We start from the raw sequence: 24,778 nt of genomic DNA, 5'->3' as shown, positions 1-24,778 counted from the left end.
CTGCGAATCCCGTGCCAGGAGGGCTGCCAGGGCCCCCGGGTGCTTTGGCAGGAATCTTGCGGCGCGCCGTGCATGTGAACGCACCGCCCGCCGCCATGGTCCCCGACGACACGCTCGGATCGCTGATCGCCCGTTATGACACGCCAGACGGCATGCCGCCGCCCGGCCACGGCCAGACGCTGGCCCGCTGGCGATGCTTCGCGGACGTTGCCGCCACGCACGGCGCCGTCGCCATCAAGCTGTTCGAGGCGCATGCCGATGCGCTGGCCATTCTGCTGGAGGTCGCGCAAGCGCGCCCCCCACGCGGTACGCGCTGGGCGGTGTGGGCGGCCGAGCCCCCCGATGCCCGCGTGCACGCGCGGGCCGCCATGGACACCGACATCCGCCCGCTGGCGGCGCGCACCGGCCTGGCTGGCGGCAGGCCGCTCCGGCTCGATGGCCGCAAGGCATGGTGCTCCGGCGCGCAAGCCGTGTCGCATGCACTGGTCACCTGCCACGACGGCAACGGCGGCGCGCTGATGGCGGCCATCGATCTGCACGGCGCCGGCGTGCGCATCACCAGCGAGGGATGGCATGCCGTGGGCATGCGCGACACAGGCAGTGGCGACGTCATGCTGGATAACTGCCCCGCGCTGCAAATCGGCCCGGCAGGCGCCTATCTGGACCGCCCCGGCTTCTGGCATGGCGGCGCGGGCATTGCCGCCTGCTGGTACGGAGCCGTCCTGCCGTTCGAGCAGACCGTGCGGCGCGCGGTTAGCCGCCATGGCGACCCCCATGCTGCCGCCCACCTGGGCGCCATCGACAGCGACCTGCGCGCGACAGCCGCATTGCTGCGCGAAACGGCCGCCTGGATCGACGCACACCCCAAGGACGACGCCTACGTGCCGGCCATGCGAGTGCGCGCCACGGTCGAGGCCACCGTCCAGCGCGTGATGCAGCGCGCCGGCAACGTGCTGGGCGCCGGCCCGCTGTGTCGCGACGCGCGGCTGGCCGCCCTGTTCGCGGACCTGCCCGTACTCGTACGGCAAAGCCACGCGGAACGCGACCTGGCGTTGCTGGGGGACAGGCTGAGCCAGCGCACTGGCGGCGCCCAAGCAGGCGATGCCAGCAAAGCCACCGATGCCGGCGAGCAGGGCCATCGGCTATGACGCCCCCGGACGCCACCACCGACTTCCATGCCATCTTCGAGCAGGACGACCCCTGGGGCCTGGCTTCGCTCTGGTACGAGGCGCGCAAGCGCGATCTGCTGATGGCTGCGCTGCCTGAGCCGCGCTATGCCCGGGCGCTGGAAGCGGGCTGCGCCACGGGCCTGCTGACCGAGCGGCTGGCCGCGCGCTGCGACGCGCTGCTTGCCATCGACATGATGCCGCGCGCTATCGAACGAACCCGTGCGCGCGTGGCAGGCCTGCCGCAGGTCGAGACGCGCGTGGCGGCCCTGCCCGATGCGTGGCCAGCCGGCCGCTTCGACCTGATCGTGCTGAGCGAACTTGGCTACTACTTTGATCGCGAGCCGTGGATGCGGACCGTGGCGCAAGCCGCCCAGGCGCTCGCGCCTTACGGCACCATCGTGGCCTGTCATTGGCTGCGCCCGTTCGCGGAGCGCGCCCAATCCACCCGCCACGTGCACGCCGCGATTGCGCGCTGCCCGGGCCTGCATCGGCATGTTCGGCATATCGAGCCGGACTTCCTGCTCGATGTCTGGTCGCGCAACCCCGAACCGCTGCGCCGCCGGGAGCCCATGCGATGATCGGCGTCGTGGTGCCCGTCCACAACGAGGAAGCCAGTCTGGAGGCGTGCCTGCTCGCGCTGCGCGCCGCCGCGCTGCACCCCGGCCTGCAGGGCGAGCCGGTGATGCTGGTCGTGGTATTGGACGACTGCAGCGACCATTCGCTTGCCATCGCGAGCCGCCATGGGCCGGCCCACGTCACCTGCCTGACCATCGCCGTGCGCAATGTCGGCATCGCGCGGCACACCGGCGCCGAACTGCTGCTGGCGCTGGGCGCACGCTGGCTGGCCTTCACCGATGCCGACAGCCGCGTGGCACCGGACTGGCTGGTGGCGCAACTGGCGCTCGCCGCCGATGCCGTGTGCGGGCTCGTCACCGTCGACGACTGGAGCGGGCATCCCCCGCATGTCCCCGTACGATTCGCCACACGGTACCAGCGCGCCGACGATCATCGTCATGTTCACGGCGCCAATCTGGGCGTCTGCTCGCGGGCCTATCGCCGTGCGGGCGGATTTCCGCCCCACGCCAGCAGCGAGGATGTGGCACTGGTGCAGCGCCTGATCGCGCTGAACGCGCAGATTGCCTGGAGCGCGCTGCCGCGCGTGGTGACCAGCGCGCGCATCAAGGGCCGTGCACCAGGCGGATTCGCCGATCACCTGGCGATGCTGGCCGGCCTTTGCAACGACGCCAAGCCTAGCGCGTGACGTCGCGAAAGGCGGCCTGCCAGTCGGCAACAAAGCGTTCGATGCCAAAACGCTCGCGCGCCGTGCGGGCGGCCGCCTGGCCCCAGCGCGCCGCCATCCCGGGGTCTTCCAGCAATGCGCGCATGACATCGACCAAGCCCTCGACGCGCGTATCGACATGGCCGTTGACACCGTTGCGGATCACCGTCGCCAGTTCGGTCGTGGCCAGGCCGACGACGGGCATGCCGATGGTCATGGCTTCCACCACCGCGAGCCCCAGGCTCGTATAGCGGATCGGGTGAAAGAAGAAGCGGTAGCGCGCCATGAAGGCGGCAAGCTCGGTGTTGGCAACTTCGCCGATGCCGCCTGCCGCCTGTGCGTCCATCCCCACCAGGTCCACCGGCACGCGCCGGCTGACGTCGGCAAAGATATCCGCGCCCAGCCGCCGGCCGCGCCTGGCCAGGTGATTGACCACGCTGATGCCGCGCGCGCGATGGCCGGTGTAGCGTACCGCCGGATCGACCACCACGCCGTGGTCGATGACACGCGTCGGCGTGATACCGCTGTCCCACATCAGCGCGTTGAACGGCGTGACATGCACCAGCAGCATCTTCGGGTCCTGCACCGGGTGCCGCGTGTTGGTGGGATGCGCCTGCGGCGGGTCGTGCTCGAGATAGATGGCCGGCAGCCCGCGCTGGGCGGCGGTCAGCAGGATTTCCCTGTCGTTGGCGTAGTGGTCGTGGTGCTGGTAAAGCACGCAGTCGAACGCCGTGCGGGGCACCGCGTCATACGGCACTTCGCTCACGTTCCCGCCCCATGGCAGCTGCCCGCCCACGCCAGCGTAGCCGGGCGGATAGCCGGGCCGGGTCACCAGCAGGAAGTCGTGCGGCACCTGCGACAGGTAGTACAAGTAGTTGCCATGGACGTGCCACGTCAGGATGCGTAATCGCCTAGACATATACGGTCTCCCGATCCGCAAGGCGCCGTGCGGCGGCGGCCACGCTGTCCACGTCGATGTGCATCGCACATTCATGTCCATACGGGCACGCCTGCCAGGCGCAGGGGCGGCATGGCGGATAGTCGGCCAGCACGTGGTGCAGCGTGCGGTCCAGCGGCGCCCATCGCTCGCTGTCACTGCCGCACGACACCACCACGCTGGGCGTGTCCATGGCCGCGGCGATATGCGATGCCCCGGTGTCATTGCAAACCAGCAACCTGGCATGGGCGATCAACGCGGCCATCGCGCCCAACGACGTCTGGCCGCACAGGTTTACCACCGGCACCCCGGTCAAGGTGCAAAGCCGGGCAGCCAGTGCGCGCTCGTCGGGCGCACCCGTTACCACGATCCGCCATGGATTGCCCAGGCGTTGCGCCACCTCGGCAAAGCGTTCCACCGGCCAGCGCCGCGACAGCATGCGCGCGCCGGGGTGAATGCAGACATAGCCGCCCGGCTCCAGCCCATGGGCATCGGCCAGCTTGCGCCAGTCGCGCAGGTCGTCCGCGTGGAGCGGAAAGGAAAGATGCGTGTCCGCGTGCGGATAGCCCAGTGCGTGCATCAGGCCGAGCAGTCGTTCGATCTCGTTGCCGTCAGGCCAGGCGATCCATAACTCGCCCGGCGCGGCGGGCCGTGCGCCGTCGGACCTGTCGCAAAACCCGGCCACGCGCCGCGCGCCAAGCTGGCGCACCAGCGGATTTGTGATTGCCCCGCTTCCATGCAGCTGAATGGCAAGATCGAATCGCCGGCGCCGCGCGTCGGCGAGGAAGCGATCCAGCGCCTGCGCATCGGTGCCCTGCTCGGGCATGCCTGGCGCGCCGGGGAAAGCCATGAAGTCGTCGATCAGCGCGCAGTAGCGCGCGGCGAAATCACGTGCCCACGGCAAGCCGACAAGCGTGATGTGCGCATCGGGCTCCGCCGCGCGCAATGCCCTGAGCGCGGGCACGGCGCAGAGCATGTCGCCCAGTTGCAGCGCGCGAAAGACGGCGATCTTGCGCGTGTCGGCCGGCATCACAGAAAACCCGTGCGGAATGCCAGCGCCCCGCGCAGGCGCCAATAGAGCGACAACGGCGGGATGACGATCGACGTCACCACCATCTCGCAGACATGGCGCGGCCGCCACGACGCACCGCGCAGCCGGCGCGCACAGAATGCCGCCGTCAGCAACACCCAGCCGGCTGCCGCGACCGCCGCCACCTGCGCGGCGCCGGCAAGCACGCCGGCCAGCGCCACACCGGCACACGCCACGATCGCGTAGTAGTGCCAGGGCGGCACACGCCGGATACGCTGGCGATACAGCCGCGGATGCTTCTTGTACAGCAGGGCATCGAAGAAGACCTTGGCCTGTGCCCGCGCGCTGGCACCCCATTCGGCGGGGCGTACGGGATGCTCGACCACCGCATCGGTCGCGCGGCCCACCGGGCCGACCTGCCCTTCGAGACGGAACTGCAGGTCGGAGTCCTCCCGCCATGCGCGCGTGAAGCGTTCGTCAAAGCCACCGACCCGTTCGAATGCCGTGCGTCGCACAAAACAATTGGCGGTAACGAATTCCGCGCTGGCCAGCCCGGCCGTATCGCGCTCGTGGTCGGTTGGCCGTGCCGGCGTGGGCACCACGACCCGGCCCGCCGCCGCGCACCATCCGGGCGTGCTGGCCAGGGCCAGATAACCGTTGCAGACCCAGTCCGGCGACGGGATCGTATCGTCGTCGGTGAAGGCCAGGATCTCTCCCCGCGCCAGACGCGCGCCAGCATTGCGGGCCCCGGCCGGCCCCTGCGTGGCCGGCACCGCCGTGTAATGGAACGCCACGGCACGATACCGGGCCGCCAGCGCTGCCACCAATGCCGCGATGGCCGGCTCGCAACCATCATCGGCCACGATGATTTCGAACGCGCGCGTATCCATCTGCTGATGGCACAGCGCCTGCAGACAGCGTTTGAGCAGCGCCTCGCGCCGATAGGTGGCAATGACAACCGAGACCAGCGGTTCAGATGCTTGCATCGGCGGTCTCCTTGTGGCCGGCCTTCATCGCTGGCGCGGCGCCTGGCTTCTCCACCAGGAACGAACCGATCACCAGCGCGTCCAGCGGAGACGTCCAGAAGCACTCCACGGCATCGCGCGGCGTGCACACAATCGGCTCGCCACGCGTGTTGAACGACGTGTTGACCAGCACCGGCACGCCCGTCAGCCGCTCGAAGGCCGCCAGCACATCGTAGTAGATGGCGTTCTGGTCGCGACGGATCGTCTGCACCCGTGCCGTGCCATCCACGTGCGTCACCGCCGGAATGCGCTTCGCCTGCTCAGGAATCACGTCATAGACGAACAGCATGAACGGGGCGGCACCGTCGCCGGGCTTCTTCGCGCGGAACCATTCGCCCAGGCGCTCCTGCATCACGACCGGCGCCACCGGCCGGAAGTCCTCCCGATCCTTGATGTCGTTGAGCCGCTGCTGCATGCCCGGATCGATCGGCGACGCCAGAATCGAACGCGCTCCGAGCGCACGCGGGCCGAATTCCATGCGTCCCTGGAACCAGCCGATGATGCGGTTCTGCGCCAGCAGCTCTGCGGCGCGTGCCGCCACGTCATCGAGCCGGCGATAGGGCAGCTTGGCCCAGTCCAGGAACGCCGCGATCTCGTCGTCGCCGAACGCCGGCCCCAGGTAGGCGTGTTCCATCGTCCAGTGCCGCGACGGCCGGCCGCGTTCCGTGAAGTCCACCCACAAGGCCGCGCCCAGCGCCGTGCCGGCGTCGCCAGCGGCCGGCTGCACCCATACCGCGTCGAACGGCGCCTGGTCGCGCACCCGCGCATTCATCACGCAGTTGAGCGCGACACCGCCGGCCATCGCAAGGTTGGCTTCGCCGGTGGTTTCCGCGAGCCACGCCGCCATGCCGACCACGGTCTCTTCGAGCACCTGCTGCAGCGAGCGCGCGATGTCGAAGTGCCGCGCGTCGAAGGTATCGCCGCGCAGGCGCGCGGGGCCCAGCACCGTTTCGAGATCGACATCGGCCACGCGGTAGCCGCCTTCGCCATCGCTGGTCACCATCCGGCGGAACACATCGAGATGGGTTGGCTTGCCGAACGACGCCAGCGCCATGACCTTGTACTCGTCCGACGAATGCAGGAAGCCCAGATGACGGGTGACCTTCTCGTACAGCAGCCCCAGCGAATCGGGCAGGTCGATCTGCTTGATCCGCCGGTACTCGCGCCCATCGAACATGCCGTAGCTGGTGGTGGCCGATTCGCCGCGGCCGTCCATCGTCAGCACGGCGCATCGCTCGAACGGCGCCGCCAGGAACGCGCTGGCCTCATGCGCCATATGGTGCTCGATGAAATGCCAGCGGAACGGCCCGTCGTGACGGATCTCGCGGAAGCGGGCCGACAGGTGATGCGGGGCGCCCGAAGCCAGTTGCCGTGGCGCATTGACCACGTACGACAGGAACAGCGGATCCCATGGCGATGTGCGGGCATCGGGTTGCCGGTCGCGCGACGGCTCCAGCGGCAGCACCACCGATTCCTGGCCATGCAGCGCGCCAAGCAGCAGCGCCGGATCATAGGAATACGCCACATGGTCGACGTCCGCCAGCGTGATACCGGCTTCGCGCAGGCAGTAGTCGATGGCATGCCACGGCAGTTCCCACGCGCTGAACGGCACCGGCCGCTTGCCGTGCTTGATATGCGTGAAGCGTTCGTCTTCCGCGGCCGCCACCACCACCCCGTCATGCACCAGACAAGCGGCGGAGTCGTGATAGGCGGCGTTAATGCCGAGCGTGTACATGGACATCCTCCTTGGCGATGGCTTGCACGGGCATGTCCTGCCCGATGGAAACGTGCTGCGGCATAAGCACCTGCCGGGCCTGGCAAGCCCACGGCATCGTCGTCCGTGCGCCGGCCTCGCCGCCGAGGAGCGCCATCGATGCCTCCACTACCTGCAGCACCGACACTTCGCGCAGGCAGCGATGATGGCCTTGCGGGCATGCACTCTTGTAGCAATAGCGGCACGGCACGTCCTGGAACAGCACGCGGTGCGGCACCATCCATGGCGTGTGCTGCGGATTGGTCAGCGCGTACAGATCCACGACCGGCGTGCCGAGCGCGGCCGCCATATGCACCGGGCCACTGTTGTTCGACACCAGCAGATCGCTCGCCGACAGCAGCGCACCCATTTCGCCGATCGACAACCGGTCGGCCATCGGCACCACCGCCGGATGGCCGGCCAGCTTGCAGACTTCCTCCACCAGGCGGCTTTCGCCACCATTGCCCGTGACGACGACAAGCGCCCCGACACCAACGGCCAGTTCCCGCGCCACATCGGCGAAGCGCTCCGCAGGCCAGCGCCGCGATGCGGCCGTGGCACCGGGATGCACCACCACGCGCACGGTGGCGCGATGCATGCCAGCCAGGTCTGTCAGCAGACCGTCCGCCATCGCGCGGTCCGCGTCGGTCAGTGCAAACCGCAGGCGCGGGTCGCCAGTGACGGCGCCCACGTGCGCCACAAGGTCCAGCTGGCGCTGCGCTTCGTGCCGTGGCGGCGCATCGCTCTTCGTGTCGGGCTCGGTGTCGGGCACCCAGTCGGTCAGCAAGGCATAAGGGTTCTCGCGGCAATGGGCCAGCCGCAGCGGAATGCCCGCCATGCCGCAAAGCATGGCCGCTGGCAGCGCGCTCTGGCTGTAAACGGTGAAGATCACCGCCGCGTCGAAAGACTGCGCTGCGAGCTGCACGACCCCGTCGCCGATGGCGGCAGCCATGCCGTCTGCATCGTGCGCATGCCGGACCCACGGCGCATCCCACGCCATCACGTCGTCGATCATCGTCAGATGCGGCGCCAGCATGGCCGACGCGCGCGACGTCAGCAGCGTCAGGCTGCGCCCCGGTACGCTTTCCGCAAGCGCCTGCATCGCCGGGGTGGTCATCAGCACATCGCCCATGTTGTCCAGCCGGACGCACAGCACGCGCCGGGCTTGCTGCCATGTCAGCATGGCCGCTCCGTCATCATCGGGGGCGATGGCGAAATCGGCAGACCGGCCGCAATGACCTGGGCCGCGCGGTCGAGCGTCGGGACGATAAAGTCCGGCGTACGCAGGGCACCGCCAATCCATTCGGTTTCGTTGCCGCAATCGACAAGTACCGTGCCGCAGCCGGCACGGCGTCCAGCTTCCACGTCGTCGAGGATGTCGCCCACCATCCATGATTTGCCCGGATCGCAGCCCAGCGCCGTGCAGGCCTGCCGCAGCAGGCCGGGCGCGGGCTTGCGGCACAGGCAATGCACGGCGTAGGGCCTGACCTGGCCGTCCGGATGATGCGGGCAATAGAAGAAGCCCGAGAGCCTGGCGCCATGCAGGGCAAACAGATCGCTCAGGCGCTGGCGGACGGCGTCGAGCGCCTCCGCGTCGAACCGGCCCAGCGCGATGCCCGGCTGGTTGCTGACCACGGCAAGCGGCAATCCCAGCCGCGAGAGCCGGCGCAGCGCGTCGCCGACCGTATCGGCCAGGCGAATCTTCGCGGGGTCCACGTTGTAGGGCACGTTCTCGAGCAGCGTGCCGTCCTTGTCCAGCAGTACCGCGCCGCCACGCTCGACTATGGCCATGAGGTCTCCTTCATCGGCAGCACCATGACTTCCGGGATCACGGTTTCTTCGGGCTGCGTCAGCACGAAGCGGACGGCGCGCGCCACGTTTGCGGGGTCCTGCAGGTTCGAGGTGTCGATATCGGGAAACCTGTCGAGCAGGAAGGGCGTGCGCATGCCGCCTGCCACCACGGCCGATACCTTGATGCGATGCGCGCGCAGTTCGGCATGCAGCGCATGCGACAGGCCCAGCAGGCCCCACTTTGTCGCGTGGTACGCCGACGCGTTCGGCCAGGCCCGCTTGGACGCCGTGGAGGCGATATTGACGATATGCCCGCCGCCCTGGGCCTTCATCAGCGGCACCGCGGCATGCGTCAGCAGATACGGACCATACAGGTTGACCATCAGCACGCGCCGCCACTGCTCGGTATCCACTTCCTCGACGGGCAGCGTGATGTCGATGGCCGCGTTGTTGATCAGCCCGTCAAGCCGCGCCCCGCCATCCGCAATGTCGGCGAACAGCCGCTGTACGGCGGCCGGGTCCGAGACATCGGCGCAACACACCGTGGCCTCGGCGCCCGCTTCGCGCAATGAGGCCGCGCACCGTTCGCCAAGCGCCTCGTTGACATCGGCAACGATCACATGCGCGCCGGCTTGCGCGAGCATGCGGCAAATCTCGGCGCCCAGACCGCCCCCTCCGCCAGTCACCAGATACCGTTTGCCTTCCAGCTGCGGATGCCTGTCTTGCTCGAAGTCCCGCATGTTGCCCTCCCCTTGCGTCGTCAATGAATGGAGCCCTCGCAGCGAATTGCGTGCCATGCATGTCGTCGCCCAGCATCAGCCCTGCATGTTGCCGTGCAGCCGTTCCCGCACCACGGCACGCAGCAGGCTGGCAATACAGCGCGAAAATGCCTCGTCATACCATCCGTTTGCACCGCTGGCGGCCACGACGATGCCGTCCAGCACGATGGCGCCGGCCAGCACCGTGTCGCCCGTGCAAAGCAGGTGTGGCGCGCGATCCATCAGCTGGCCGCTGTCGATGGCCGTGCGCCACGTGATGCGCGCCTTCTCGCGGGCGTAATACGCATAGTCGGCATCCCAGCGGTCGCGCGACGGCAGCGAGTGCTCGTACAGGATCGCCTGTTCGAACGCGCAGGCACCGTAGGGCTTGCCCGGATCCATGATGACGATGTGCAGGCAGTGGCTCTCGCCGACGCCCTTGTCGTCGAGACTGGCCTCGAGCATGGGCAACGCGAGCGCGATGGCACGGCGCGCGGCCTCTGTATCGGCCAGCGGCAGGCGGCCGGCTTCGGTATGGGCTGACATGGGGTTCCCCGACAGGTATGGGTGCGTCTGCCATGCAAGCTTTGCGCCGAGCCGTGCCCCCGCCGCCGCCGCAGCCATGTCCGTGGCAATCGCCTTCCGTACATCGGCTGCGGACCAACGCTTCTACACGGCGGCAGTAGAAACGGCTCTCGCGAACTGCAAATGCGGCGCGCCCGCCCCCCGGCTTGGCGGGCGGCGCGGCGTGACGCGGAGAACCGTTATAACGGTTCTCCGTACGGGCGACGTCTCCTTTCCGCCGATTGGCATGCATGCTGCAGACGGCCGGTTTGAACAACGACCACAACGCGGAGTCCGCCATGCGAAGAATTGCCCTGATCAGCGAACATGCCTCGCCGCTTGCCAGCATCGGCAGCGTCGACAGCGGTGGACAGAACGTCTATGTGGCTCACCTGGCCCGGCAGCTCGGCAAGAGCGGCTACCCGGTGGACGTCTTCACGCGGCGTGACAAGGCGCTGCTGCCGGACGTCGTCGCCTTCGCGCCGAACGTCCGGGTCATCCATGTGCCGGCGGGGCCCGCCGTCCAGGTGCCTAAGGAATCGCTGCTGCCACATATGCCGGCGTTTGGCGACTACATGGTGGAGTTCATGCGCCATGACGCCATCGGCTACGACATCCTGCACGCCAACTTCTTCATGTCTGGCGTGGCGGCGCTACGCGCCAGGCAGGCGCTGGGCATCCCGCTGGTCATGACGTTCCACGCGCTGGGCAAGGTACGACGGCTGCACCAGGGCAGCGCGGACGGCTTTCCTGACGCGCGCTTCGATATCGAGGACGCGCTGGCACGCGAGTCCGATTGCGTGATCGCCGAATGCCCGCAGGACGCCGAAGACCTCGTTACCCTGTGCGGGGCGCAGCGGTCACGCATCGAAACGGTGCCGTGCGGCTTCGACGACGAGGAGTTCGCGCCGGTGGAGCGCACGCACGCCCGCGCCGCACTGGGCTGGGACGGCAGCGAGTTCACAGTGCTGCAACTGGGCCGCCTGGTGCCGCGCAAGGGCATCGACAACGTGATTCGGGCCATCGGGCATCTGCGCCACACGTTGGGCATACGTGCCCGGCTGTACGTGGTCGGCGGCAACGCGGAATCGCCGAGTGTTGCGGCCACACCCGAGATCGGACACCTGCAACAAGTGGCCGACGCGGCCGGCGTGGCCGACAGCGTCACCTTCGTCGGCCGGCGTGGCCGGGAACAGCTGCGCCAGTTCTATGGCGCATCGGACGTCTTCGTCACCACGCCGTGGTATGAGCCATTCGGCATCACGCCGGTGGAAGCCATGGCCTGCGGGGTGCCGGTGGTGGGCGCCAACGTCGGCGGTATCCGCTCCACGGTGCTCGACGGCGAAACGGGCTTTCTGGTGCCGCCCAATGCACCGGAACCGCTTGCAGAGCGGCTTGCGCAGCTTTGCGCCGACCCGGCCCTGATGCAACGCATGGGCGAGGCCGGCCGCCAGCGGGCTCAGGCCCTGTTCACGTGGGCGGGCGTGGCGCGGCAGATGGAACAGGTCTACGCCCGGCTGGTGCATGGCGCCGCTGGCGCCGGCCGCGTGGCGGCATAGGGGACACACCATGAAGGATCCTCATCAGAAGCGCATCCTGGTAACGGGCGGCGCCGGCTTCCTCGGTTCGCACCTGTGCGACCGCCTGGTCGAAGCCGGCCATGATGTACTTTGCGTCGATAACTTCTACACGGGCGGCAAGGAAAATATCGCTCACCTGCTGCCACGGCCCAATTTCGAATTGCTGCGTCACGACGTGACGTTCCCACTCTATGTGGAGGTCGACGAGATCTACAACCTGGCCTGTCCGGCGTCGCCCGTGCATTACCAGAGCGATCCGGTGCAGACGACCAAGACCAGCGTGCATGGCGCCATCAACCTGCTGGGCCTGGCCAAGCGTGTCAAGGCGCGCATCCTGCAGGCTTCCACCAGCGAAGTCTACGGCGACCCGGACCACCATCCGCAACAGGAAAGCTACTGGGGACACGTGAATCCCGTCGGCCGGCGGGCGTGCTACGACGAAGGCAAGCGGTGTGCGGAAACGCTGTTCATGGACTATCACCGCCAGCACGGCGTGGACGTGCGGATCGCCCGGATTTTCAATACCTACGGGCCTCGCATGCATCCGGCCGACGGCCGCGTGGTGTCCAATTTCATCTCGCAGGCGCTGGCCGGCGAGCCGCTTACGCTCTATGGCGACGGGTCACAGACGCGCTCGTTCTGCTACGTGGACGATCTGGTCGAAGGGCTGATCCGCCTGATGGCATCGAATGCAGCCGGCACGCCGGTCAACCTGGGCAATCCATGCGAGACCACGATGCGCGACATCGCCACCGAGATCCTCCACGCCACCGGCTCGGCCTCGACGCTCGAACATCGGCCGCTGCCGGAGGACGATCCGCGCCAGCGGTGCCCCGACATCACCCTGGCCCGCACGCTGCTGCAGTGGCAGCCGGCCGTGCCGCTGGCACAGGGATTGCGATTGACCGTGGCTGCGTTCGTATCCCGCCGGGCGGTGCAGCAACGCGCGCGCGCGTGCGCGACCCTGTGGCAGCCGCCCGTGGGCGAGGCACGCGACGAGGCGCCCGCGCCTGACTGGCACCCGACCGACTTCCGCTGACTTCCGCTGATATCGATGACGTTTCTTGAGATTCCCAAGCCGCTGACCGTCATCTCTCCCCACCTGGACGACGCCGTCTTCAGTTGCGGCACGCTGCTTGCCGCCGCGCAGGATGCCGTTGTCGTCACCGTGCTCGCGGGCGTGCCGGACGCCGGCACCGAGGTGCCGGACTGGGATCGGGCCGCAGGCTTCGGCAGCGTGACGCAGGCCGTTTCGCAACGGCGCCGCGAGGATGCACGCGGCCTGAACATGCTCGGCGCGCGACCCGAGTGGCTCGGCTTTCTCGATGGGCAATACGGCCGGCAGCACAGCGCAGAAGAGATCATGGCCGGGTTGGCCGCTTCGCCCTCGATGCAGCGCGGTGGCACCGTGATTGCGCCGATGGGGCTGTTCCATAGCGATCACATCCTGGTCAGCCGGGCCTGCATGCTTCTGCGTGCGACGGTATCGAGCATGCAGACCGCCGATACGGCGGAAGGCGGCACGCCAGTGCCGCCGGTGCAATGGCTGTTCTATGAAGACGCGATCTACCGGCGGCTGCCCGGCATGGTGCAAAGCCGCCTGATGGGCTGGTGGCAGGCCGGGCTGATCGCCGCGCCGGTGCACTTTCCGCTTGCACCCTGGCAAAACATGAAGATGGCAGCCGTGGAGGCCTACGAGAGTCAGCTGCCGCTGTTCAACGCGGGGCAGCTCGCGGACCTTGGCGCGCCCGAGCGGTACTGGGCGCTCGACATCGTGCCGGCCAAAGGCACCTGATCCGGCGCACGAGCCGGCACACTGACGGTCGCGCAAACGACAATGGACGCTATCCCCTGGCACGCCGGCATCAGCGTGGTCGTGCTGACCCACAACCGCCGCGACACCCTGTGCTGGACGCTGCGCCATCTGCAGGGCTTGCCCGAACGGCCCCGTATCGCAGTGGTGGACAATGGGTCCACCGACGGCACGGCGGCCATGGTGCGCGATGTCTTTCCGCAGGTCGTCTGCCTGCGCAGCGACACCAACCTGGGCGCGGCGGGCCGGAACCTTGGCGCGCAATGGGCGGCCCAGGTGGCCGGCACCCCGTACGTGGCGTTCTGCGATGACGACTGCTGGTGGCAGCCCGGATCGCTCGCCCGGGCCTGCGCACTGCTCGACGCGTATCCCGCCGTGGCCTCGTTGACCGCGCGCATCCTGGTGGGCGCTTCCGGCAAGGAAGACCCCACCAGCACGCTGATGTCGCGCAGCCCGCTGCCCTCCGCGGACCTGCCGGGTCGCGCCATTCTGGGCTTCATGGCCGGCGCGACGGCATTCCGCACGGATGCCTTCCTGGCCGCCGGCGGTTACGACGAACGGTTTTTCATCGGTGGAGAAGAAACCGTGCTCGCCTGGAAGCTTGCCGCGCACGGCTGGCGGATGGTCTACGCCCCGGAACTGGTGGTTCATCATCATCCCAGCCCGTTGCGCGACAGCCGCGCCCGCCGCGCGCTGCTGGCACGCAACGCCGTGTGGGCGGCGTGGCTGCACCTGCCAGCCACCATGGCGATTGGCGATACCGTGCGCGCCATGCCGTCCCTCGCCATGCATCTGGGCGTGGCAGGATGGCGCGAACTGGCGCACGGCATGCAGTGGGTGCTGCGTGAGCGGGCCGTGGTGGGCGACCACGTGGTGGCGGCGCTGCGGCTCACGCGTCGGCAACGCTGACGCCCGGCCAGTCAGGACGACTCATTGCGCGAGCCACGCAGCGCGCCGGAAGACCCTGCTGGAAGCGGGTCGCCCGATGGGGCCGACGGTCCGGCCGCGGCATGCCGGTAGTGGGCCGATATCGCCGCGATCAGCTCCGCCATCTGCACGGGCTTCGACAGATGCAGCTGGAAACCCGCCATCATCGCGCGGATGCGGTCCTGCGGCTGCGCGTGACCGGACAGCGCAATGGCGGTGACGCGGCGCACCAGCGACACTTCGCGCTCGGATTCCAGGCGCCGCACGTCGCGCAGCACGGTGTAGCCATCCTCCTCGTCCAGCGCGATATCGCAGAGCAGCACCTGGGGCCACTGGGCCGGCGCGGTCTCCGACAGGTGCTGCAACAGGTCGCGCCCGTGCGCGAATGCCAGCGCCTCGGCACCCAGGTCTTCAAGCGCATCGACCAGCACGTCGCGCGTGGGCGCATCGTCGTCCAGCACCAGCACGCAGCAGCCGCGCAACGTTTGCGGACCCAGCACAAGCGGCGGCGCGTCTGTCAGTGACAGTTGGGGCGTCGCCAGCGGCTCGCCTAACGGGCGCATCGGCATGCGCAGCTGCCACATCTGCTGGGCCGTATCGGCCTTCAACGTGATGCCCGCCTCGGCCAGCTCCGCCTGCAGCCGCTGGATCTCGGCGGCCGACACCGGATGCCCCTGCGCCGACGCCGTGGCCGACAGGGTCAACGCCGCGTCGCCGTTGCTGCGCTCCAGGCGCAGCTCGATGCGGCCACCCGCTTCCACCGCCTCGACGATGCGCTCGCAAAGCTCCCATATCACCTTCTGCAGCAATCCCGGATCGCCGGTCACGCGCAGCTCGGCCTCGCCCACGACCGTGAACAGGTGGATATGGCGGGACGCGATGCGCTCGCGCAGGCCGTCCACCACGCCGGCGACAATCGTTTCGAGCCGGATGGGCTGCAGCGCCAGCCGCTCTTCGGTGCGCTCCAGTTCGCGCTGCTGCTGCTGCAGCCGCCACATCTGCGCGTAGACGCCGCCGCGCGCCAGCAGCGCCTGGTGCGTGCCGGCCTCCACCACCCGGCCATGTTCCATGACCAGGATATGGTCTGCATCGGTGATGGTCGATAGCCGGTGCGCGATGATGAATGCGGTACGGCCCTTCGCCACACGCGTCAGTTCCACCTGGATGGCGCGCTCGGTACGCGTGTCGAGCGCCGACGTGGCTTCGTCGAACACCACGATCGGCGGCCGCTTGAGCATGGCGCGCGCGATGGCCACGCGCTGGCGCTCGCCGCCGGACAGGCGCACCCCGCGCTCGCCGACCATGGTTTCGTAGCCGTCCGGCAGACGATCGACGAACGCATCGAGCTGGGCCGCGCGCGCGGCTTCCACCACATCGGATCGCGACGCACCCTCCAGGCCATAGGCGATGTTGTAGGCAATCGTGTCGTTAAAGAGAATGGTGTCCTGCGGCACGATGCCCACCGCCTCGCGCAGGCTGCGCTGGGTGACCAGCCGCAGGTCCTGCCCGTCGATCAGCACGCGACCCGAGTCCGGTTGATAAAGCCGGAACAGCAGGCGCGCCAGTGTCGACTTGCCGGAGCCGCTGCCGCCCACCACCGCCACGGTCTGCCCCGCGCCCACGCGAAAGCTCACGTCCCACAGCGTCTGGCGGCTGGGGTCGTAGCTGAAATTCACGTGCTCGAACGCAATCTCGCCCTGCCTGACCACCAGCGGCCGCGCGCCGGGCGCATCGTCGTCCTCGCCGGCGCGGCCCTTCGCGTCTAGCAGCGCGAACAGGCGTTCCACGTTGGTCATTGCGTCGTTCGACTCGCGAAATATGAAACCGAGCGTATTCAGCGGCAACACCACTTGGATGATGTACGCGTTGATCAGCACGAGGTCCCCGACCGTCAGCGTGCCCTGCGCCACCCGCTGCACGCCCAGCAGCATGACGCTGGCCACCCCGATGGCAATGCACCCGCTCTGCGCGATATGCAGCGCCGACAGCGCGTGCTGGTTTTCCACGCTGGCCTCGACCCAGCGGTCCAGCAGGCGGCCAAGGCGGCGCGACTCGAACGATTCGCGGGCGAAGTACTTGACGGTGTCGTAGTTCAGCAGGCTGTCCACCACCTTGCTGTTGGTCTGCGCCTCCACGGCGTTGACGCGGCGCTGCACCCGCATGCGGCGGCGGGTCAGCAGCGCCGTACAGGCCGAATAGAGCACGAAGACGACCAGGATGATCGCCGCGAACTGTCCGCCGTAGCCCGCCACCATGATCACCAGCACGGCCGTGATCTCCAGCAGCGTGGGCACGATGGTGAAGACGGCAACACCAAGCAGGAAGCCGATGGCGGCCGTGCCCTTGTCCATGTCACGAATGATGCCGCCGGTCTCGCGCTGCGAATGGAATCGCGCACCCAAGCCGTGCAGGTGCGAAAACGCGCGGGCCGTGAAGGTGGCCACGGTGCTCTGCGCCACTTGCGCGAACACCACGTCACGCAGTTCGTTGAACGCGTTGCCGAGCAGCCGCAGGACGGCGTAGGCCAGCACCAGGAAGACCGGGATCGTGACGATCAGGCGCACCAGCGGCCCCATGCTGGCGGCGCCGGCGGGGTTGGCCAGCGTCTGCGCGGACGCCGCCTCGTCCACGATCAGCTTCAGGATCAGCGGAACCGATACCGTGGCGGCCTTGGCCAGGAGCAGCAGGACGATGGCCACCACGACACGGACGCGATGGCGCCAGATGGCCGTCCAGAGTTCGCCGGCAATGCGCCGGCGCGATACTGGCATCGCGGTTTGTGGCATGCGCTTGGCCTCCGCAACCGGGAAAGTTCGGGAACGGTATCGCCAGGCGCAAGGAGTATGCCCATCGCCACGTCAGCGTTCACGCACGGTCGGCGGCGGCGCACGGGCAAGAATTGCATCGCGCCACGCCGATCGTACATGGTGCGGGGGCGCCGCGTCACTCCGGGTGGACGTCCCGGATCCGCATGATGGTCTGGCGTGACACCTTGAAAGTGCGGGCCAGTTCGCTGACCGACGTGCCCCGGCGCAGCGCCGCCCGGATTTCATCATGCATGTTGGTGGCCAGCGCCGGGCGCCTGCCCAGGCGGCTGCCGCGCTCGACGGCCTGCTCGGCGCTGGCCTTCATCCGGGCGCTGCGCGTGTCGCGTTCCAGGCCCTCCACGGCCTGCAGTGTCCGGAATGCCGTGGATGCGGCGTCGGTCAGCATCCCTTCGCCGGTTTCGAGGCAGTGAAGTTTCACGCCAAGCGCCCGGAACCGCTCCACCGTGGCGACCACGTCGCGCACGGAACTGCCAAGACTGCACAGGCGCAGCGTGGCTACCACATCCCCGGCGCGCAGACGCCGCAGAAGTTGCTGCATGCGCGGACGTTCCAGCGCAGCGATTGACGTCGGGGTGCATTCCCACCAGGCCTGTCCGAAATCCACGACATAACCGGCGGCGTCAAAGCTGACGCATTCCTTTTCGAACTCGCGAAGGGTGGAAGCCTGATTGGTGTAGACGTGGATCGAGGGCATGTGGCGGTGCGTGACCGATAGTGAGTGCAAGCATATCAGGATGTCCTGAACCTGGACATTCCGGACAACGCTGCCATGTATCGCCACGGGGGCGACCTTCTTACAATTTTTCCACAGGCAATCGATATGCCTGGTATCTGGAAGCAAGGAGACCGCCATGGCAATGCAACAGTATTATGGGCATACCGTCGAAGGCGCCGCGCTGTTTCTGGGCGAAAACAACTGGCAGGCATCGGGGCGCGTGGCGCAAGGCGGCGCGGTCCTGGTGCAGTCATTGGTGTTTTCCGGACATGCGAACGGGCCATGGCCGAAGGGCTGGCCTGGGCCAAGGACTGGATCGACCGCAACCAGTGTCCTGGCTACGTCCAGCCGCTTCCTCCTGCGGCGGGACATCCCGAGCCGCTCCATGCATGATCCGTCCCGTACCGGGGAACGTCGGTGCTTCGACCCTGCAGCGGCGCTGGCCCAGGTAGACCGACACATCGCCGAAGGCCGGACGATTATCCGCCGCCAGATTGCCGTGCTGCGCCAGATGCAGCAGGACGGCCTGCCCACCCGCAATGGGCTGGAACTGCTGGCGGCGCTGCGCGCTACCGTCGAGGCATTACGCCGGCATCGCCGGTTCGTACTCGAAGCCATGCCGCCCGGGCCGGCGGACCATGCGCCGCGCCCGGATTGTTCGCCGGATGTCAGGCAAGCCGAAGGCGCATGAGCGTGGAAAGCAGGTCATCCAGCATGACCGGCTTGGGCAGATGCGCATCGAATCCCGCCTGCAGCGCCGCGTCGACGTCACTGTGGCGGCCATAGCCGCTGAGCGCGATAGCGGGCACTTCCTTCAGCGCGTCCTGCCCGCGTACCCGGTGGACCAGCTGATAGCCGTCCATGCCGGGCATCCCGATATCCGACAGTAGCAGGTCGGGCTTGCGCAACTGCATGGAAGCCAGCGCCGACTCGCCATCGCTGGCCACGTCGACCAGGGCGCCCTCGGCCTCGAGCAGCATGCGGAAGGTTTCCACGGTCTGCTGGTCATCGTCGACCAGCATCACATGCATACCGCGCAGCAACGATGCCGGCAGCACACCGGCGTCGTCTTCGGCCATCGCCGGCGTGCCGACCGGCAGCGTCACGGTGAAGGTACTGCCCTGACCGGGGCCGGCCGATGCGGCCTCCGCGGTGCCGCCGTGCAGTGTCGTGATTTCCTTGACCAGGTTCAGGCCGATGCCCAGCCCGCGCGACCGCGCCCGCATGGCGCCGCCCTGTCGGAACATGTCGAAGATATGGGGCAGCGTCTGCGCATCGATGCCCATGCCGGTATCTTCCACGGTCAATCGCGCAACGCTGGCATCGCTTTCCAGCACCACCTTGATGCGGTCGCCTGACTCCGTGAATTTCAGCGCATTGCTGAGCAGGTTCCAGACCACCTGCTCGATGCGCGTCACGTCGGCATGAATCCACACGGGCTGGTCCGGCAATGCCGCCTCGAGCGTCGTCCCCCGCTGGCCCGCCTCTTCTCGCACCGCATCGCTGACGTGCCGCACAACCTCTGCGAAATCGATCGTGGTGCGCGCGACCGACAGCTTGCCGGTGCGCACGCGGGACATGTCCAGCAGGTCGTCGATGATCTGTGCCTGGCCAAGCACCGTGCGCCGGATCGTTTCCGTGGCACGGGCGATCATGGGATTGCGGCGCGCCTCCGCGGAACGCGCGATCAGTTCGCTGCTGGCACTGATCAGGTTCAGCGGATGCTTCAGTTCGTGCGACGCCACGGCCAGGAACTCGTCACGATGATCCTGGACGGGCGTGGCGCGGAACCCGCCATCAAGACGCAGCGCGCCGGCCGGCACCGCCTCGTTCATGTCGCGGCAGATCTTGGCATAGCCGCTGACGCCGGACTGTTCCAGCCGGGACAGCACGCCCGTGGAGCGGAAGCGCGTGCCGTCCTTGCGCAGGTGCCAGCGGTCTTCCTCCACCCGCCCGAACTTGCGTGCCTGCGCTCTTTCCTCCGCCGGCACACCGCGGTCGCGATCCTGCGGCAGATAAAGCACATCGGCCGGCTCGCCCAGCAGTTCCGCTTCGGTGTAGCCGAAAATGCGTTGGGCGCCCATGTTCCAGCTGGTAATGCAGCCGTCGTCGTCGAAGGTGATGATCGCGTAGTCGCGTGTGCTTTCGGCCACGATGCGCATGCGCCGTTCGCCCTCGCGCAACTGGGCCTCCGCCGCCTTGCGCGACGTGATGTCGATAAACGACAGCACAGCGCCGTCGATGCGGTCTTCGGTCGTGCGATAGGGCAGAAAGCGCGCCAGATACCAGCGGCCATCGCTGCTTTGCACCTCGCGCTCGATCAGCCGCAGCGAATCGAAGGCCTCGGCCGCATCGTCGGACAGCTTGTCGTAGTCGAGCCGGTGCGTGATGTCCAGCAGCGAGCGGCCAATGTCGGACGGGATGATGCTGAACACATCGGTGGCACGCGGCGTGTAACGCTTGATACGGATGTTCCGGTCGACGAAGATCGTGCCAATGTCGTTGGCCATGATCAGGTTCTGCAGATCGTCGTTGATCTTGCTGGTTTCCTCGACCTTCGACTTCAGTTCGGCATTGACCGTGGTGAGTTCCTCGTTGATCGACTGCAGCTCTTCCTTGCTGGTCTCGAGTTCCTCGGTGGCCGAGCGCAGTTCCTCGTTGATGGCCTGCAGTTCCTCGTTGGACGCCTTCAGTTCCTCGGTGGACGTCTCCGACTGCTCGATCGTGGCCTGCAGTTGTTCCTTGGTGCGATGCAGTTCGCGTTCGAGCTGGCTGACGATCGGGTCGGGCTGGCGCTTCTGCGGGGCGTCGGACGACTCGCTCATGCTGTCCTCCACCTCATGGAACAGGATCAGGACGAAGTCCGCATTGGCCTCGGCGTCATGCACCGGCCGCGCAATCATGTTGACGAAGTAGTTGCGCCCGTCGCGCGTCAGCTGCACGCGTCGCGCCTCCACGCTATGGTTGGTCTGCAGGGCCTGGAAGATGGCGGTGCGCAGTTCCAGGCGCAACTCGGGCCGTACGGCCGCAATCACGTTGTGGGACGGCTCGCCGCCTGCATATTCGAGGAAGCGCCCCGCGCGATCCGACAGGTGAACGATGTCCGACTCGCGGCTGACCAGCACGCTGGGCGGAGCATGCTGCTCCACCAGACGCTGGTGCAGGTCACCGAACGAGAACTTGCGGCGCCCAGGCGGCTGCATGATCGCAATCGGCATGCGCATGTTCTGCATGGCCGCCGACATCGGCACGGGCGCATCGCCGCGTACCGCGACATTGGCCCGGTAGATGCGCGCCTTCTTGTCCACCACCGAGAACAGCGAGCTGACGCTGTCCGCCGCCTCGGAACTACCGAGGAACAGATAGCCGCCGGGACGCAGCGCAAAGTGGAACGTGCGCAGGACGTCGAGCTGCGCTTCGCGATCCAGGTAGATCAGCAGGTTGCGGCAGCAGATCATGTCCAGCCGCGAGAACGGCGGGTCGCGCAGCACGTTGTGCAGGGCAAACAGCACGTGTTCGCGCAGTTCCTTCTTGACGCGGTAGTGCGCGGCGTCCTTCACCAGGAACTGGCGCACCCGGCCAGCATCGACATCGGCCAGGATCGATTCCGGATACAGCCCGGTGCGCGCGTAGGAGATGGCCCGCTCGTCGATATCGGTGGCAAACACCTGGAACGGCACGGCTTCCGCGTTCCGCGACGAGGCCTCCGCCAGCAGCATTGCCAGCGAGTAGGCCTCCTCGCCCGTGGCACAGCCGGCAGACCAGACGCGAATCGGCTCGTTTTCGAGGCGATGTTCCAGCAGTTGCGGCACGACATCGTTCTGCAACAGGTCGTAGGCGTCCTTGTCGCGGAAGAAGTTGGTCACGCTGATCAGCATGTCCTGCAGCAGGTGCGGCGTCTCGTCGGGGTGGTCGTGCAGGAAGTCGCGATACTCCTGCAGTTCCGACAGCCCGCTGACCTGCATGCGGCGCTCGATGCGGCGCAGCACCGTGGCGCGCTTGTACTGGCGGAAGTCATGGCCGGTGCGCGTACGCAGGATGACCATGATCTCGCGCAGAATCCGCTCGTTGTCCGTGGCCACGACGTCGTCCGCATCCGACTCGGCCTCCACGGTGGCGCGAATGCGGCGCTTGTTGGACCACATCTCCAACAGACGCTGGGGCATGTCCGCCACGGGCAGCACGAAATCGACCTGACCGGTACCGATGGCGGCGCGCGGCATGCTGGAGAACGCCGCGTCATCGGGTTGCTGGGCCACCACGATGCCGCCCAGTTCCTTCACCCGTGTGATCCCGACGGCGCCGTCGGCACCAGCGCCCGACAGTACGATACCAACCGCCCGGTCACGGTGGGCTTCCGCCAACGAGCGCAGAAACAGGTCGATGGCCATGCGCCGGTCATCATGTGACGCAGCCGCCTGTACCCGCAGGTATCCATCCACCATCGTCAGCACCATCGACGGGGCAATCAGATAGACGTGATTGGGCTCGATGGCGGTGGCTTCATTGACCTGTTGCACCGGCATCGAAGTGACCCCGGACAGGATGCCCGGCAGCGAAGTGGCGTGGTCCGGCGACAGGTGCAGGACAATGACGTATGCAGCACCCGTGCGCGCCGGAATGGCTTCGAAGAATGACCGCAGGGCCTCGATTCCGCCCGCGGATGCGCCGATTCCCACCACAGGAAAGTGAAGTTGACTGGGAATGGATTTCACCTTGGACGGAGCCATGAACGTAGATGCGCCGATGCTGGATAGAGACCGCAATCATACTACGCAGGAAGTTCGCCACCGCTGGTGTCAGGCTTCCCCGGCCTTCCTTGCGGAACCCCCAAAAAAGAAGGCCGCTCCCAAGGAGCGGCCCGAATACGAACTGACTCTCTTGCGTGGCGCGAATCGTGCAAGAGCCTCCCGAATATATGTCCAGCCGTGATGCTATCGTACGTCCGAAATGCATGCTATACGGACACTCCATAAAAGGGATTTTCCGCCGAGTTTGGCGACATGCGCGCCGGTCGTGCCGATATATTGAAGTGAGTCATTCCTCAATCCCTTGACAGCCATGCAAAAAGGAAAAGCACTGCGGGATCTGGTGATTCTTGACCGCTATATCGCCGAGCGCGAGGCGGAATTGCGGCGTGCGGAAGTGGCAGCCCGGCTGGCCTCCGCCAGCGGCGACGCCCAATCGGCAGGAACGCTCGCCGTCCTGCGCCAATCGATCCACGTCCTGCGGACGCGCCGCGAGGTCCTCGGCGGCAACGGGCGCGGGTAACACCCGAACGGTGCGCGCCCGCTGGCGGTGACGCGCGATCAGGTAGCCATCACGGCGCAAGTCGCGTGAATACGTAGTCGCGGTTCTTCACGAGCGCGTTGTGGCACGCAAAACACGTCTGATGCTGTGCCAGGTCGGCTGGCTTGCCGTCGATAAAGCGCCCGTAGCCCCAACCACCCGACGCGGCGTACTTTTTCGAATCCTTGACCATCACCTGCACGGTGGTGGCGTGTCCGGGCACCAGGGCCGACTTGAACTCGGGCGATTGCGTGTACTTCCATGCCAGCTTGACCAGTACCGCGCCATCCGGGAACGGTAGCTCGCCGCGCTTGTACGCATCGATGGCGATCTTGTTGCCCACGACGGTGCGCAGTTCGTTCAGCGGCTCGCCCTCCAGGGCAGGGGCCACCAACTGCCAGTTGCGGTAGCCCTCTGGCAGGGTCACGCCGTAGATGGGCGATGCGTGGGGATTGCCAGTGGGGCCGGCATTGGAAGGTGCAGCGGACTGTGCGGTGGCGACAGTGGCGCCAGTGAGCACGACAGTGGCGACCGCGGTCAGGGCTACGACAGACATCAGCTTCATGGTGGCTCCGCGAAATCGGTAATCGGGATTCCATTAGGCGGCGAGGACGTACCCCGGATGTTTCACCGGACCACGTCCTCGTATCAGCGTGTGTCTGTCGTCTGGCTCGATACGTCGTGATACAAAACCCCGCGCCTTGTCGCGGGGCCCTGACCGGCCAAAAGCCGGGACCTCGCCTTCAGTTGATGATCGGATTCTTCTTCTGCATATCGTCCTGGATCATCTTTGACCAGGCCGCCCCCACTTGCCGCTCGGTCACGTAGCCGTGCTTCCGGGTATCGATCTTGTCGAATCGTTTGTAAACCTCGGGCATGCCAACGCGTGCTTCTTCACGGGTCAGCTTGCCGTCGTGATCGGTGTCGGCCGCCTTGAACCGTTCCATGAACCACTTCTTGCGCTCGGCCGGCGTCATGCCTTGCGGAGGCTGCGGGACTTCGTTGACATCGGTGGTGGCGGGCGGCGCCGCCGGTGCCGCAGGTTGCGAGGCCTGCGCGCTGGCGACACCGCTCGTGATGCTGATCGACAAGGCCAGGGCAGCCGCAAGGCAGTGGATACGGTCCATTTTTTCTCCTCGATTCTCGTTGTGTGACGATGCCCCGGGCCGGGAGACGCCGCCATTCCGGAATGGCGGCATTCCACGCGGGTATCCGTCCCAGTATTGGCGAAATTTCAGCCGAGCATTTGACATTTTGGGACCGTCGTTTGATGCCCGGGGACATCGTTCCGGAATCTCGAGGCGCTCCAAGGCCTTGTTG

At 67.3% G+C, this 24,778-nt stretch carries 22 protein-coding genes; 9 read left to right on the top strand and 13 right to left on the bottom strand.

Annotated features, from left to right (window positions below; translation table 11 throughout):
- Window positions 1–74: 74 nt before the first annotated feature.
- The 3 genes from AC3G88_RS13985 to AC3G88_RS13975 are packed head-to-tail and all read left to right on the top strand — an operon-like array spanning window position 75 to window position 2,430.
- Window positions 75–1,148 (top strand): acyl-CoA dehydrogenase, encoded by a 1,074-nt coding sequence (locus AC3G88_RS13985; protein ID WP_488772152.1) that lies wholly within the window; start codon window positions 75–77, stop codon window positions 1,146–1,148.
- Window positions 1,145–1,747, top strand: coding sequence for a class I SAM-dependent methyltransferase (locus AC3G88_RS13980; protein ID WP_488772153.1), 603 nt, complete (start codon window positions 1,145–1,147; stop codon window positions 1,745–1,747). Before AC3G88_RS13985 ends, AC3G88_RS13980 begins: the two co-directional genes overlap by 4 nt.
- Window positions 1,744–2,430: a glycosyltransferase family 2 protein gene (locus AC3G88_RS13975; RefSeq protein ID WP_488772154.1), complete on the top strand. Its 687-nt coding sequence runs from the start codon at window positions 1,744–1,746 to the stop codon at window positions 2,428–2,430. The genes AC3G88_RS13980 and AC3G88_RS13975 overlap by 4 nt, the downstream gene beginning before the upstream one ends.
- On the opposite strand, the gene AC3G88_RS13970 is transcribed toward AC3G88_RS13975, so the two are convergent.
- The 8 genes from AC3G88_RS13970 to AC3G88_RS13935 form a co-directional block, all read right to left on the bottom strand.
- Window positions 2,420–3,367, bottom strand: a complete 948-nt coding sequence (locus AC3G88_RS13970) for a glycosyltransferase (RefSeq protein WP_488772155.1) — start codon at window positions 3,365–3,367, stop codon at window positions 2,420–2,422. The two genes, AC3G88_RS13975 and AC3G88_RS13970, sit on opposite strands and share 11 nt — an antisense overlap.
- Window positions 3,360–4,415 carry a glycosyltransferase family 9 protein gene (locus AC3G88_RS13965; protein WP_488772156.1) on the bottom strand — a complete coding sequence of 352 codons (1,056 nt, stop codon included), beginning with the start codon at window positions 4,413–4,415 and terminating at the stop codon, window positions 3,360–3,362. The genes AC3G88_RS13970 and AC3G88_RS13965 overlap by 8 nt, the downstream gene beginning before the upstream one ends.
- On the bottom strand, window positions 4,415–5,401 hold the full coding sequence (locus tag AC3G88_RS13960; RefSeq protein ID WP_488772158.1) for a glycosyltransferase family 2 protein: 987 nt from the start codon (window positions 5,399–5,401) through the stop codon (window positions 4,415–4,417). Before AC3G88_RS13960 ends, AC3G88_RS13965 begins: the two co-directional genes overlap by 1 nt.
- Window positions 5,388–7,175 (bottom strand): carbamoyltransferase family protein, encoded by a 1,788-nt coding sequence (locus tag AC3G88_RS13955; protein WP_488893454.1) that lies wholly within the window; start codon window positions 7,173–7,175, stop codon window positions 5,388–5,390. Before AC3G88_RS13955 ends, AC3G88_RS13960 begins: the two co-directional genes overlap by 14 nt.
- Window positions 7,156–8,376 carry a glycosyltransferase family 9 protein gene (locus AC3G88_RS13950; protein WP_488772160.1) on the bottom strand — a complete coding sequence of 407 codons (1,221 nt, stop codon included), beginning with the start codon at window positions 8,374–8,376 and terminating at the stop codon, window positions 7,156–7,158. The genes AC3G88_RS13955 and AC3G88_RS13950 overlap by 20 nt, the downstream gene beginning before the upstream one ends.
- The gene (locus tag AC3G88_RS13945; protein WP_488772162.1) at window positions 8,370–8,984 is read right to left on the bottom strand and encodes a D-glycero-alpha-D-manno-heptose-1,7-bisphosphate 7-phosphatase; all 615 of its coding nucleotides are present in this window, start codon (window positions 8,982–8,984) and stop codon (window positions 8,370–8,372) included. Before AC3G88_RS13945 ends, AC3G88_RS13950 begins: the two co-directional genes overlap by 7 nt.
- A complete protein-coding gene (locus AC3G88_RS13940) occupies window positions 8,975–9,724 on the bottom strand; it encodes an SDR family oxidoreductase (protein ID WP_488772163.1) in 750 nt (249 codons plus the stop codon). The genes AC3G88_RS13945 and AC3G88_RS13940 overlap by 10 nt, the downstream gene beginning before the upstream one ends.
- Window positions 9,725–9,799: 75 nt before the next feature.
- Entirely contained in the window at window positions 9,800–10,288 is a 489-nt protein-coding gene (locus AC3G88_RS13935) for a hypothetical protein (RefSeq protein ID WP_487522404.1), read from the bottom strand.
- Window positions 10,289–10,605: 317 nt separating this feature from the next.
- On the opposite strand from AC3G88_RS13935, the gene AC3G88_RS13930 reads away from it, so the two are divergent.
- From AC3G88_RS13930 to AC3G88_RS13915, 4 genes are read left to right on the top strand one after another with little or no spacing between them, the layout of a single operon-like run.
- Window positions 10,606–11,865, top strand: coding sequence for a glycosyltransferase family 4 protein (locus AC3G88_RS13930; RefSeq protein ID WP_488772164.1), 1,260 nt, complete (start codon window positions 10,606–10,608; stop codon window positions 11,863–11,865).
- 10 nt (window positions 11,866–11,875) lie between these two features.
- The gene (locus AC3G88_RS13925) at window positions 11,876–12,925 is read left to right on the top strand and encodes a UDP-glucuronic acid decarboxylase family protein (RefSeq protein ID WP_488772165.1); all 1,050 of its coding nucleotides are present in this window, start codon (window positions 11,876–11,878) and stop codon (window positions 12,923–12,925) included.
- Between the two features lie 15 nt (window positions 12,926–12,940).
- Window positions 12,941–13,681 carry a PIG-L deacetylase family protein gene (locus tag AC3G88_RS13920; RefSeq protein WP_488772166.1) on the top strand — a complete coding sequence of 247 codons (741 nt, stop codon included), beginning with the start codon at window positions 12,941–12,943 and terminating at the stop codon, window positions 13,679–13,681.
- 42 nt (window positions 13,682–13,723) lie between these two features.
- Complete coding sequence (locus AC3G88_RS13915; RefSeq protein WP_488772167.1) at window positions 13,724–14,608, top strand: glycosyltransferase family 2 protein; 885 nt, start codon at window positions 13,724–13,726, stop codon at window positions 14,606–14,608.
- 11 nt (window positions 14,609–14,619) lie between these two features.
- Here AC3G88_RS13915 and AC3G88_RS13910 read toward each other — a convergent pair whose 3' ends face one another.
- A complete protein-coding gene (locus AC3G88_RS13910) occupies window positions 14,620–17,412 on the bottom strand; it encodes an ABC transporter transmembrane domain-containing protein (protein WP_488772168.1) in 2,793 nt (930 codons plus the stop codon).
- A 157-nt stretch (window positions 17,413–17,569) separates the two neighbouring features.
- Complete coding sequence (locus AC3G88_RS13905) at window positions 17,570–18,148, bottom strand: serine integrase family protein (protein ID WP_488772169.1); 579 nt, start codon at window positions 18,146–18,148, stop codon at window positions 17,570–17,572.
- 157 nt (window positions 18,149–18,305) lie between these two features.
- Here AC3G88_RS13905 and AC3G88_RS13900 point away from each other — a divergent pair, with 157 nt between their 5' ends.
- Window positions 18,306–18,860 (top strand): hypothetical protein, encoded by a 555-nt coding sequence (locus tag AC3G88_RS13900; protein WP_488893453.1) that lies wholly within the window; start codon window positions 18,306–18,308, stop codon window positions 18,858–18,860.
- Here the strand turns inward: AC3G88_RS13900 and AC3G88_RS13895 are convergent.
- Window positions 18,838–22,899, bottom strand: a complete 4,062-nt coding sequence (locus AC3G88_RS13895) for a CheR family methyltransferase (protein ID WP_488772171.1) — start codon at window positions 22,897–22,899, stop codon at window positions 18,838–18,840. The two genes, AC3G88_RS13900 and AC3G88_RS13895, sit on opposite strands and share 23 nt — an antisense overlap.
- Before the next feature lie 331 nt (window positions 22,900–23,230).
- Here AC3G88_RS13895 and AC3G88_RS13890 point away from each other — a divergent pair, with 331 nt between their 5' ends.
- Complete coding sequence (locus AC3G88_RS13890; RefSeq protein ID WP_488772172.1) at window positions 23,231–23,440, top strand: hypothetical protein; 210 nt, start codon at window positions 23,231–23,233, stop codon at window positions 23,438–23,440.
- 49 nt (window positions 23,441–23,489) lie between these two features.
- Here the strand turns inward: AC3G88_RS13890 and AC3G88_RS13885 are convergent, their stop codons facing one another.
- Together AC3G88_RS13885 and AC3G88_RS13880 are read right to left on the bottom strand one after the other, a co-directional pair.
- Window positions 23,490–24,023: a cytochrome P460 family protein gene (locus AC3G88_RS13885; RefSeq protein ID WP_488772173.1), complete on the bottom strand. Its 534-nt coding sequence runs from the start codon at window positions 24,021–24,023 to the stop codon at window positions 23,490–23,492.
- Window positions 24,024–24,201: 178 nt separating this feature from the next.
- Window positions 24,202–24,585 (bottom strand): EF-hand domain-containing protein, encoded by a 384-nt coding sequence (locus AC3G88_RS13880; protein WP_488893452.1) that lies wholly within the window; start codon window positions 24,583–24,585, stop codon window positions 24,202–24,204.
- Window positions 24,586–24,778: the final 193 nt, after the last annotated feature.

Source organism: Cupriavidus sp. 86D6, assembly GCF_057815095.1.
Note: the sequence above shows the minus strand (reverse complement) of the source record. Positions and strands in the feature narration are given on the sequence as shown.

Bases quoted from the DNA above. Each gene is read 5' to 3' on its own strand.
- AC3G88_RS13980 (WP_488772153.1), top strand. From the start codon at position 1,145: ATGACGCCCCCGGACGCCACCACCGACTTCCATGCCATCTTCGAGCAG.
- AC3G88_RS13975 (WP_488772154.1), top strand. From the start codon at position 1,744: ATGATCGGCGTCGTGGTGCCCGTCCACAACGAGGAAGCCAGTCTGGAG.
- AC3G88_RS13970 (WP_488772155.1), bottom strand. From the start codon at position 3,367: ATGTCTAGGCGATTACGCATCCTGACGTGGCACGTCCATGGCAACTAC.
- AC3G88_RS13965 (WP_488772156.1), bottom strand. From the start codon at position 4,415: ATGCCGGCCGACACGCGCAAGATCGCCGTCTTTCGCGCGCTGCAACTG.
- AC3G88_RS13960 (WP_488772158.1), bottom strand. From the start codon at position 5,401: ATGCAAGCATCTGAACCGCTGGTCTCGGTTGTCATTGCCACCTATCGG.
- AC3G88_RS13955 (WP_488893454.1), bottom strand. From the start codon at position 7,175: ATGTACACGCTCGGCATTAACGCCGCCTATCACGACTCCGCCGCTTGT.
- AC3G88_RS13950 (WP_488772160.1), bottom strand. From the start codon at position 8,376: ATGCTGACATGGCAGCAAGCCCGGCGCGTGCTGTGCGTCCGGCTGGAC.
- AC3G88_RS13945 (WP_488772162.1), bottom strand. From the start codon at position 8,984: ATGGCCATAGTCGAGCGTGGCGGCGCGGTACTGCTGGACAAGGACGGC.
- AC3G88_RS13940 (WP_488772163.1), bottom strand. From the start codon at position 9,724: ATGCGGGACTTCGAGCAAGACAGGCATCCGCAGCTGGAAGGCAAACGG.
- AC3G88_RS13935 (WP_487522404.1), bottom strand. From the start codon at position 10,288: ATGTCAGCCCATACCGAAGCCGGCCGCCTGCCGCTGGCCGATACAGAG.
- AC3G88_RS13930 (WP_488772164.1), top strand. From the start codon at position 10,606: ATGCGAAGAATTGCCCTGATCAGCGAACATGCCTCGCCGCTTGCCAGC.
- AC3G88_RS13925 (WP_488772165.1), top strand. From the start codon at position 11,876: ATGAAGGATCCTCATCAGAAGCGCATCCTGGTAACGGGCGGCGCCGGC.
- AC3G88_RS13920 (WP_488772166.1), top strand. From the start codon at position 12,941: ATGACGTTTCTTGAGATTCCCAAGCCGCTGACCGTCATCTCTCCCCAC.
- AC3G88_RS13915 (WP_488772167.1), top strand. From the start codon at position 13,724: ATGGACGCTATCCCCTGGCACGCCGGCATCAGCGTGGTCGTGCTGACC.
- AC3G88_RS13910 (WP_488772168.1), bottom strand. From the start codon at position 17,412: ATGCCACAAACCGCGATGCCAGTATCGCGCCGGCGCATTGCCGGCGAA.
- AC3G88_RS13905 (WP_488772169.1), bottom strand. From the start codon at position 18,148: ATGCCCTCGATCCACGTCTACACCAATCAGGCTTCCACCCTTCGCGAG.
- AC3G88_RS13900 (WP_488893453.1), top strand. From the start codon at position 18,306: ATGGCAATGCAACAGTATTATGGGCATACCGTCGAAGGCGCCGCGCTG.
- AC3G88_RS13895 (WP_488772171.1), bottom strand. From the start codon at position 22,899: ATGGCTCCGTCCAAGGTGAAATCCATTCCCAGTCAACTTCACTTTCCT.
- AC3G88_RS13890 (WP_488772172.1), top strand. From the start codon at position 23,231: ATGCAAAAAGGAAAAGCACTGCGGGATCTGGTGATTCTTGACCGCTAT.
- AC3G88_RS13885 (WP_488772173.1), bottom strand. From the start codon at position 24,023: ATGAAGCTGATGTCTGTCGTAGCCCTGACCGCGGTCGCCACTGTCGTG.
- AC3G88_RS13880 (WP_488893452.1), bottom strand. From the start codon at position 24,585: ATGGACCGTATCCACTGCCTTGCGGCTGCCCTGGCCTTGTCGATCAGC.